This window comes from Streptomyces silaceus, from assembly GCF_001419745.1.
Classification (GTDB): domain Bacteria; phylum Actinomycetota; class Actinomycetes; order Streptomycetales; family Streptomycetaceae; genus Streptomyces; species Streptomyces silaceus.
This window is the reverse complement of record NZ_LIRJ01000230.1, coordinates 1-7,263: the sequence shown is the minus strand read 5'-3', so window position 1 is coordinate 7,263 and position 7,263 is coordinate 1. Positions and strand designations below refer to the sequence as shown.

Below are 7,263 nucleotides of genomic sequence, written 5' to 3'. Positions count from 1 at the left end.
CCATGAGGATGTCGTCGGCGGCCCAGAGCACGAACCGTTCCACGGGCGTCACGGCGTGTCCGGGGACGGGCGAGAAGCGGAGGCGCTTGAGCAGCACGGCGAGGACGAGCAGCGCCTCGACCGTGGCGAGCTGGGCGCCCTCGCAGCTGCGCGGCCCGAACCCGAACGGGATGTGCGCGAGGCGCGGCCGCTTCGCCGCGGTGTCCGGCGCGAACCGCTCGGGGTCGAACCGCTCGGGCTCCGGCCAGTGTTCGGGGTTCATGTGGACGGCCCAGAAGGGGAGGAAGAGCGCGGTCCCGGCCGGGATCTCGTACGTGCCGAGCGTCATCGCCTCCGTGGTCTCGCGCGCGCCGTACGGGCCCGGCGGGTAGATCCGCATCGTCTCCTTCAGGACCCTGTCCAGATAGGGAAGACGGCGCAGGTCGGCGTAGTCGGGCGCGGTGCGCTCGCCGAGGACGCGGTCCAGTTCGTCGGTGACGCGCGCGGCGACGTCGGGGTGCTGCCCAAGGAGGTGCAGCGCCCAGGAGACGGCGACGCCGGTCGTGTGATGGGCGGCCAGCATGGTCACCATGACGGTGTCCCGGATCCGCGCGGGACTCTCGCCGGCCTCGACGAGCGCGCCGATGAGATCGCTCCGGTCGGTCCGCCCCGAGGCCCGGTGGGCGGAGACGACGCGGTCGACGGTGGCGCGCAGATACGCGAGGGCCTCCGCGGCGCGCGGGGGCGCGCTGTCGGCGTGCCCGACGTACTCGGTGAGCACGATCTCGAAGGCGGAGACGACGGCGTCGGCGTCGACGACACCGTTGCTGCCGCTGTTGCCGTCACTGCCGTCACTGCCGCCCTCGTGGCCGAAGTCGCCCCCCAGGGCGTACGCGCAGATCATCCGGAGCGAGAGCGAGGTGAGATCCTTCTGCAAGGCGACGGTTCCGTCCCGGCCCTGCCGCGCCCACCGATCGGCGAGTTCTTCGGCGAGCGCGGTGAACCGGTCGAAATGCCGCTGGTGGGAGGGCCGCCCGGCGAGGACTTCGAGCAACAGGCGCCGCCAGGGCTCGTGTTCGGCTCCGGGAATCACCTGCAGATTGCCGGCCTCGCACAGGGGCGAGAGGAACGCGAACAACTCGGCCGGCCGCTCGTCGACATGGGCGATGTCCTCCAGCAGTACGGGATCGGCCACGGACACGGCCGTCCCCGCCCCCGGCAGCTGGAACCGCACGACGGGCCCGAACTCCTCGTGCAGCCACCGCTGATAGAGATGCAGCCCTCCGGCCTCGGCGATGGCCCCCGCGCCGCCGTCGTCCCGAGGTCCGGGCCCAGGAATCCGCATGTCGCTGCCTCCTCACCGCCGAGGCCTCACCCGGACCCCGGCACCCCTCAGCGTCCCCCGCGCCCCCGCCCGGCGCCGAGACCTTCGTGCAGGACCCGTCGAGGTTCGGCCACGGTGAGGTGAACCGGAGCGTTACCTGCAGCCACCCGTCCGGTTTCGGCCAGTAAACTGCGCGCGCTCGACGGCGGCCCGAAGGACGAGGGAGAACAGTGACGCACGGGGGACATCAGGGCTGGGGCCCGCAGGGGAACGTTCCGCCACCCGGCGGGGACCCGAATCCGTACGTACCGCCCCAGGGCAGTGGGCCGAATCCTTACGGTCCCCCGCAGGGTGGCGGTCCGCACCCCTACGGTCCGCCGCCACCGCGGCCGCAGCCGTACCCGTATCGCCCGCCGCAGCCCGTGCGCCGGGGCCGGTCCGGCTGTGCGTTCTGGTTCGTCTCGCCGCTCGTCCCGCTGATCCGCTCCTCCCGCCGCCGCGCGGAGGCGATCTTCAACCAGCCGGGCGAGGGCCGCATCGTCGACCCGGTGGTGACGCGGGTGCAGCTGTGGCGCGCGGTCATCGGCGCGGTCGCGAGCTTCTCCCTCGTGTACGTCTACGGCGCGGACGACGGCTGGAGCGGCGTCGCCAACGACGGCGTGGTGAAGATGATCCTCGCCCCGCTGCTGCTCATCGTCACCGGTCCCCTCGCCGTCCTCGGCTTCATCCGGTACGCCCCCGCCGAGCAGCGCCGCCTGCTCCGCTCCCGGCTGCGCGCCCCGCTCAAAGCGGTGGGCTGGTGGGTCGGCATCCTGGCCGGTGTCGTCCTCGTCATGGTCGGCAGCGCCCTGCTCCTGAAGCAGAACTACGGCACGCTCCTGAACGGTCTCGTGGCGCTGGCGCTGCTCATCGGCCTGCTGTGGCTGCTGCCGTTCCTCTTCTTCTCCTCGGCCTACGCAGCCCGTTACGCCTTCAACACCTCGAACGTGCACGCCGCGCTCCCGGCCTTCCTGACCGTCGTACTCGTCTGGGAGCTGATGCTCTGCAGCGTCGCGCTGGACGGCGGACTCCCGCACGGCCCGCCGCTCGCGCAGTGGTCCGCGGTGCTCGGCGGCCCGGTGACGGTGACGGCGGTGGCCCTGTGGGAACTGCGCCGCATGCGCACCCGCCACGGCATCCGCATCCGCCACTGACGCGTCACCGCTCTCGTACCCCCGACCGCTTCAGGAAGGGGCCCCCGGCACGATGTTCACCGCGCGGTAGTCGTAGCCGTCCTGCTGGAAGCCGGGGGCTTCCCAGGTGAGTTCGACCTGCTGGCCGGGGGACAGGGTGCGGAAGCCGTTCGACTGGATGTCGGAGAAGTGCCCGAAGCAGCCACCGGGGGTCTCGGGCGAGTCGAGCACGCCCCACCCCTGCTCGTCGTTCCACTCGCGGACGGTCGCAGTCACCATGGCCTGACTCTACGGGCCCCGGCGCACAGCGCCGGGGCCCGAGCCAGGAGAGAACGCCTACGAGCGCTCCGCTACAGGTCCCAGGTGATGCACATGAGCGGCACCCAGCCCTTGGTCCCCCGGTAGTCGACGTAGTCCCACCGGTAGTCGACGCCCTCGCCGCAGAGGTCGTACTTCCCGCCCATCTTGACCTTCCCGCACATGGCGCGCTTGCCGTGCGAGCCCTTCGGGAAGAGACCGACGGCCGTGGTTCACCGAACGCCGTAGCCCGTCAGGCCGAAGCCCGGGCCCGCCCCGGCAAGGCGCACACGACAAAGGCCCAGGCCGCGGAGATTCACTCCGTGACCTGGGCCTTTGCCGTTCTGACCTGGTGCCCCCGGCAGGATTCGAACCTGCGACACCCGCTTTAGGAGAGCGGTGCTCTATCCCCTGAGCTACGAAGGCGGGGCGTGGTGGTGCTGGTCGTGTGGACCGCGTCACCGCCGACAGTGTAGCGGGTGGTCAATTCGGGGGTGGGGGGCGTTCCGGGTTACTCGATTACCAGGTCGACCTGGATGTTGCCGCGGGTCGCCTTCGAGTACGGGCAGTACGCGTGGGTCTTCTCCAGGAGTGCCTCGCCCGTGGGGCCCTCCAGGTGGGACGGGAGTTCGACGCGCATGACCACCGCGAGGCCGAAGCCGCCGTCCGTGGCGTCCTTGCCGATGCTCACCTCCGCCGTCACCGAGACGTCCGAGACGTCCAGCTTCTCCTGGCGCGCGATGTTGCCCATCGCGCTGGCGAAGCAGGCCGCGTAGCCGGCGGCGAAGAGCTGCTCCGGGTTCGTGCCCTTGCCGTCGCCGCCCAGCGCCGGGGGGAAGGCCAGCGGCAGGTCGACCTGGCCGTCGGAGCTGACGGTGCGGCCCTCGCGGCCGTTGGCGGTGGCCACTGCGGTGTACAGCGCTTCCATGGGGTCCTCGCTTCGGGTGTCGGTGGTGCCGTGTCGGCCGCTGAGCCGACCTCATAAGTAGAGCACGCAATTTAGTTGTGCACAACTTAGTTGGGTGCTTGTAGCCTGGAACCATGGACGACGAGGACTTTCTGCGGCTCGATCACCAGATCTGCTTCTCGCTGCACGCCGCCACGCGCGCCTTCAACGGCGTCTACCGCACCGCCCTGAAGGGGCTCGGGCTCACCTACCCGCAGTACCTGGTGATGCTCGTGCTCTGGGAGCACGGCGAGCTGCCCGTCAAGAAGATCGGGGAGCGGCTCCGGCTCGACTCCGGGACCTTGTCGCCGCTGCTCAAGCGGCTGGAGGCGGCCGGGTACGTGGAGCGGCGCCGCAGCGTCGAGGACGAGCGGTCCGTCGCCGTGACGCTCACCGGAGAGGGGCTTGCCCTGCGGGAGCAGGCGCGGGCCGTCCCCCGCGCCATCGCCGAGTCCACCGGGCTGTCCCTGGAGGACGTACGGGACCTCCGGGCCCGCCTGAACGCCCTGACGGCGGCCCTGGACGCCGCCGAAGTGCAGCCGGGGGCCGACGCCCGGGGGTGCGTCGACTGACGCGCCCCCCGGGCCTCGGCCCCCGGGTCGTGAGGGAGCGGCCGGTCAGCCGCTACGGCTGCTCGCCGAACACCGTCGCCGTGGTCGTCACCACCGCGCACTTCCCCGCCGCCCACCGCAGCGCCATCGCGTGGTCCTCGGCCGAGAAGTCGGCCACCGCGTCGGCGACCACGAACGCCTGGATGTCCTGCATCCACGCGTCGCAGGCCGTCATCAGGACGCCGATGTGGGCGTAGACGCCCGTGACGACCAGCTGGTCGCGGCCCTGCTCGCGCAGGCGCTCCAGGAGGTCCGTGCGGACGAAGCCGCTGTACTTCCACTTGGTCAGGACCGTGTCGGCGGGCGCGGGGCCGATCTCGGGCGCGATCGCCGCCGCCTCCGCGTCGTCCGGCAGGCCCGGACCCCAGAAGTCCTGCTGCAGGCCCCGCTCGGCCGGCGTCTGGCCGCCGGGCTGCGCGGTGTGCACGACCGGGACGCCGAGGCGGTCGGCGGTCTGCTTCAACCGCGCCACGTGGGACAGGAGTTCGGGCACGGGCGAGGCCGTGCGGTCGTACGCGTTCAGGAAGTAGTTCTGCAGGTCGTGCACGAGCAGCACGGCGCGGGACGGGTCGACCTTCCAGTCGACGCGGTTCGCCGGCAGTTCGTCGGCCGACGGCATGGGGTACGGGGTGATGGCGGGGAGGGCCATGGGCGTGAGCTGTTCCGTTCGGGTCGGTCAGGTGTGCGGAGACGGAGGAGGGGAGGCAGGGGACGGCGAGGACGTCGCGGCTGCCCTCAGGTCCTTCTTGGAGATCTTGCCCACGCCCGTCTGCGGGAAGGCCGTCACGAACTCCACGCGGTCCGGCACCTTGTAGGCGGCCAGACCCCGTTCGCGTACGAACTTCTTGACGGCGACCGCCTTCAGCGGCTCGGCGCCCTCGCGCAGGATCACGTACGCGCAGGTCCGCTCGCCCAGGTACGGGTCGGGCTCGGCGACGACGTTCGCGTCGTGCACGGACGGGTGGGCGAGGAGGTGGTTCTCGACCTCCTCGGCCGCGATCTTCTCGCCGCCGCGGTTGATCTGGTCCTTGGCCCGGCCCTCGACCACGATGTGCCCGCTCTCCGTGAGGCGTACGACGTCGCCCGTGCGGTAGAAGCCGTCCGCCGTGAAGGAACGGGCGTTGTGCTCGGGCGCCTTCCAGTAGCCGCGGATCGTGTACGGGCCCCGGGTCAGGAGGTGACCCGTCGCGCCGACGGGCAGGTCGTTGTCCTCGTCGTCGACGACCCGGATCTCGTCGTCGGGGGAGATCGGGCGGCCCTGCGTCGTGACGATCGTCTCCGCATCGTCGTCCAGGCGCGTGTAGTTGACCAGGCCCTCCGCCATGCCGAAGACCTGCTGGAGCGTGCAGCCCAGGGCGGGCTTCACCCGGCGCGCCGCCTCCTCGCTGAACTTCGCGCCGCCGACCAGGAGGACGTCCAGGCTGCTCAGGTCGTACGGCGTCGAGGCCGCGGCGTCCGTCCACAGCAGGGCGAGCGGCGGGACGAGGCCCGTGAGCGTGACGCCCTCCGACTCGATGATCGGGAACGCGGCCTCGGGGCCGGGGCGCGGGCACAGGACGACGCGGGCGCCCGCGTACAGCGCGCCGAGCGAACCGGGCGACGAGAGCGGGAAGTTGTGGGCCGCGGGGAGGGCGACCAGGTAGACCGAGGACTCGTCGACCCCGCAGAGTTCGTTCGAGCCGCGCAGCGAGTAGATGTAGTCGTCGTGGGTGCGCGGGATCAGCTTCGGTACGCCGGTGCTGCCGCCGGAGAGCTGGAGGAAGGCGAGGTCGGACGGGGCCGGCGGGTCCGGGATCGTCACCGGCTCCGCGGGCACGTCGGACAGCGCCTCGAAGGCGCCCCCGTCGCCGTCGGCCACGAACACGTGCCGCAGCGTGGGGACGTCGGCGACGACCTTGGCCGCGAGGTCGCGGTAGCCGAAGCCGGCGTGCTCGGCCGGGACGACGTACGCGGCGGCCTCGGTGAACTCGCAGAAGTAGCGGATCTCCGTCTCGCGGTGCGCGGGCAGCGCGAAGACCGGGAGCGCGCCGATGCGGAACAGCGCGAAGACCGTCTCGAAGAACTCGGCGATGTTCGGGAGCTGGACCACCACCTTGTCGCCCTTGGCGATCCCGCGGGCGAGGAAGCCCGCGGCCAGCCGGTCGGCGCGCAGGTCGAGTTCGCCGTACGTCCAGCGCAGGTCCCGGGCCGGGTCGACCACCGCGATCCGGTCCGGGTGCGCGGCCGCGCGGTCGCGCAGCATCTGCCCGAAGGTCTCGCCCCGCCACCAGCCCGCCGCGCGGTAGCGCTCGGCGAACTCCTCGGGCCACAGGGGCGCGTCCGGCGTGCCCGGCGTGCCCGGGGAATCCAGGGTGCTCACAGCTCCGCCCCCACCGCGTTCAGGAACGTACGGAACTTCGCGCCCGTCTCCGCGGTCTCCGCCGCCGGGTCCGAGGCGGCGACGATGCCCGCGCCCGCGTACAGCCGCAGGCACTGCTCCTCGGCCTCCGCGCAGCGGATCGTCACGACCCACTCGCCGTCGCCGCTCGCGTCGCCCCAGCCGATCATGCCGGTGAAGAAGCCGCGGTCGAACGGTTCCGTCTCGCGGATCACCTCGCGCGCGGTGGCGGTCGGTGTGCCGCAGACCGCGGGGGTCGGGTGCAGCGCGGTGGCCAGTTCGAGGGCGGAGGTGTCCAGGGAGGCGAGGGTGCCGGTGACCGTCGTGGACAGGTGCCACATCGTCGCGGTGCGGATGAGGGTGGGGCGGGCCGGGACGGTCAGCTCGGTGCAGAAGCCGGCGAGCGCCTGGTGCACGGCGTCCACCACGACGGCGTGCTCGTGCAGGTCCTTGGCGGATTCGAGGAGCGCGGCCGCGCGGCGCACGTCCTCGGCGAGGTCGTCGCTGCGCGGCGTCGAACCGGCCAGCGGGTTGGCGACGACCTGGTGGCCGTGGCG

8 protein-coding genes and 1 tRNA gene are annotated in these 7,263 nt (G+C 72.1%); 2 read left to right on the top strand and 7 right to left on the bottom strand.

The genetic code is table 11. The features are described 5' to 3' along the window. Window positions 1-1,324 (bottom strand): cytochrome P450 (locus AOK22_RS21855; protein WP_055700398.1); only part of this gene is annotated, 1,324 nt, incomplete at its 3' end. 401 nt (window positions 1,325-1,725) lie between these two features. On the opposite strand from AOK22_RS21855, the gene AOK22_RS21850 reads away from it, so the two are divergent. Then, a complete protein-coding gene (locus AOK22_RS21850) occupies window positions 1,726-2,496 on the top strand; it encodes a hypothetical protein (protein WP_055700397.1) in 771 nt (256 codons plus the stop codon). 30 nt (window positions 2,497-2,526) lie between these two features. On the opposite strand, the gene AOK22_RS21845 is transcribed toward AOK22_RS21850, so the two are convergent. From AOK22_RS21845 to AOK22_RS21835, 3 genes are all read right to left on the bottom strand, one after another. After that, window positions 2,527-2,754, bottom strand: a complete 228-nt coding sequence (locus AOK22_RS21845) for a cold-shock protein (protein WP_055700396.1) — start codon at window positions 2,752-2,754, stop codon at window positions 2,527-2,529. Window positions 2,755-3,122: 368 nt separating this feature from the next. After that, window positions 3,123-3,198 (bottom strand) — tRNA-Arg (locus AOK22_RS21840). Between the two features lie 85 nt (window positions 3,199-3,283). Then, window positions 3,284-3,700 carry an organic hydroperoxide resistance protein gene (locus AOK22_RS21835; protein WP_055700395.1) on the bottom strand — a complete coding sequence of 139 codons (417 nt, stop codon included), beginning with the start codon at window positions 3,698-3,700 and terminating at the stop codon, window positions 3,284-3,286. Window positions 3,701-3,813: 113 nt separating this feature from the next. Between AOK22_RS21835 and AOK22_RS21830 the strand changes: the two genes are divergently transcribed. Further along, complete coding sequence (locus AOK22_RS21830; RefSeq protein ID WP_055700394.1) at window positions 3,814-4,290, top strand: MarR family winged helix-turn-helix transcriptional regulator; 477 nt, start codon at window positions 3,814-3,816, stop codon at window positions 4,288-4,290. A gap of 52 nt (window positions 4,291-4,342) precedes the next feature. On the opposite strand, the gene AOK22_RS21825 is transcribed toward AOK22_RS21830, so the two are convergent. The 3 genes from AOK22_RS21825 to AOK22_RS21815 all read right to left on the bottom strand — a co-directional run. Continuing rightward, window positions 4,343-4,978, bottom strand: coding sequence for an isochorismatase family protein (locus tag AOK22_RS21825; RefSeq protein ID WP_055700393.1), 636 nt, complete (start codon window positions 4,976-4,978; stop codon window positions 4,343-4,345). A 27-nt stretch (window positions 4,979-5,005) separates the two neighbouring features. Then, window positions 5,006-6,688: a (2,3-dihydroxybenzoyl)adenylate synthase gene (locus AOK22_RS21820; protein ID WP_279617090.1), complete on the bottom strand. Its 1,683-nt coding sequence runs from the start codon at window positions 6,686-6,688 to the stop codon at window positions 5,006-5,008. Further along, window positions 6,685-7,263 (bottom strand): chorismate-binding protein (locus AOK22_RS21815; RefSeq protein ID WP_208606424.1); only part of this gene is annotated, 579 nt, incomplete at its 5' end. The genes AOK22_RS21815 and AOK22_RS21820, both read right to left, overlap by 4 nt.